The 1,660-nt window shown below is 73.0% G+C and carries 1 protein-coding gene and 1 pseudogene; both read left to right on the top strand.

What is annotated here, in order from left to right; all coding sequences use genetic code 11:
• Positions 1-882 (top strand): annotated as a pseudogene (locus ABYE80_RS20645) (hypothetical protein); the annotation flags it as partial.
• Positions 882-1,660, top strand: a 779-nt coding sequence (locus ABYE80_RS20650) for an MlaD family protein (protein ID WP_372792301.1), incomplete at its 3' end; no start/stop codon positions are given. The pseudogene ABYE80_RS20645 and the gene ABYE80_RS20650, both read left to right, overlap by 1 nt.

Raw genomic sequence — 1,660 nt, forward strand, 5'->3', positions numbered from 1 at the left:
AGGACCGCGTCCCCGGTCGATCTCGACGAGTTCCTCGCCGCGCTCGACACCGACACGCGGACCTTCCTCTCCACGCTCATCAACGGCTCGGGCGCCGGCCTGGCCGGTCGCGGGCCGGACCTGCGGCTAGCGCTGAAGGCGTTCGCACCGACGGCCAAGCAGGTCGACGACATCGCGAGCACGCTCGCCAAGCGCCGGCGGTCCATTCGCCGACTGGTCAGCAACCTCGGCGTCGTGGCGCGCGCTGCGGCCGACGACGCGCGGCTGGCGGAGCTCGTGAGCGCCGGGAACGCGACCCTCGAGGCGGTGGCCCGGGAGGAGCAGCCGCTGCGGGCCTCCGTGGCGGAGCTGCCGCGCACGCTCCGGGAGGTCGGCGCCGTCCTCCCGAGCGTCACGAGGCTCGCACGGGAGCTCTCGCCGACGCTCGACCGCCTGCGGCCGGTCACCGGGCCGCTGCCGGGCGCGTTGCGGGCCAGCGGGACGTTCTCCCGTCGTGCGGCCAGGGGCCTCGCGTCGGACCTGCGGCCGTTCGTGCGTGAGGCGACCCCTGTGGTGGCCGACCTCGCCGACGGGGTTGGCGGGCTGCGGGCTGCCGCCCCCGACTTCGACGCGATCGTCCGCGTCCTGACGTACCTCACCAACGAGCTCACCTACAACCCGCCCGGGGACAACGAGGGCAACCTGTTCTGGACGGCCTGGGCAGGTCACAACATCGTGTCGACCGTGTCGACCGCGGACGCCAACGGCGCGATGGTACGTGCGACGGTGTTCATGAGCTGCGCGCTTGCACAGGGTGTGCCCGGTATCGGGCAGCTGCTCGCCGATGCCCTGGCGGTCACGCCGTCGTGCAAGAGCGGCTCGACCGTGGCGGGGGGCCGCTGATGCGCACGCGGTTCGACGCGCGGGCGGTCATCGCCCCCCTCGCCTTCGCGTTCTTCGCGGTGGTGCTGTCCATGTTCGCGTGGCTGAACTTCGACGGCTCCCTTCCGATGCAGGCCCAGAAGTACCGGGTCGGCTTCGTGGTGCCGCAGGCGGGCAACCTGCAGGTCGGCGCCTCGGTTCGCTCGGCCGGCGTCGAGATCGGACGCGTCGTCGACGTCGAGCGCGTCAGGCCGCGTGGTGCACGGATCACCGCCGAACTCGAGGGAAGTGTCGTGCCCCTGCGGGCCGACGCCCGTGTGGCGGTGCGCGCCAAGTCGCTGCTGGGCGAGCCCTACCTCCAGGTTCACCTCGGAACGCGCAACGCGCCCGCAGTGCCCGAGGACGGGGAGCTGCCGATCACGGCGGCGGTGGGGACGCAGCAGCTCGACGACGTGCTCTCCACGTTCGATCCCGCGACGCGAGCGGGAGTGCGGAGGCTCGTGGAGGGGTTCTCGAAGGCCGTTGCCGGACGAGGCACCAACATCTCCGGCGCTCTCGGCCAGGCCCGGCCGGCGGCGACCGGGACCGCGGACCTCGCCGAGATCGTCGATCGGCAGCGGGGATCGCTCAGGCGGCTCATCCGCAGTGGTGGCGCCGTGCTCGACGAGGCCGGGGCCCGCGAGGGAGCGATTCAGGGGATGGTCACCGAGGGCGACCGGCTGTTCGCCGTGACCGGTCGGCGCACCGAGCAGATCACCCGCATCGTCCGCGCCCTGCCGGGGTTCCTCGGGGAGATGCG

The organism is Paraconexibacter sp. (assembly GCF_041602235.1).
In the GTDB taxonomy this organism is placed as follows: Bacteria; Actinomycetota; Thermoleophilia; order Solirubrobacterales; family Solirubrobacteraceae; genus Paraconexibacter.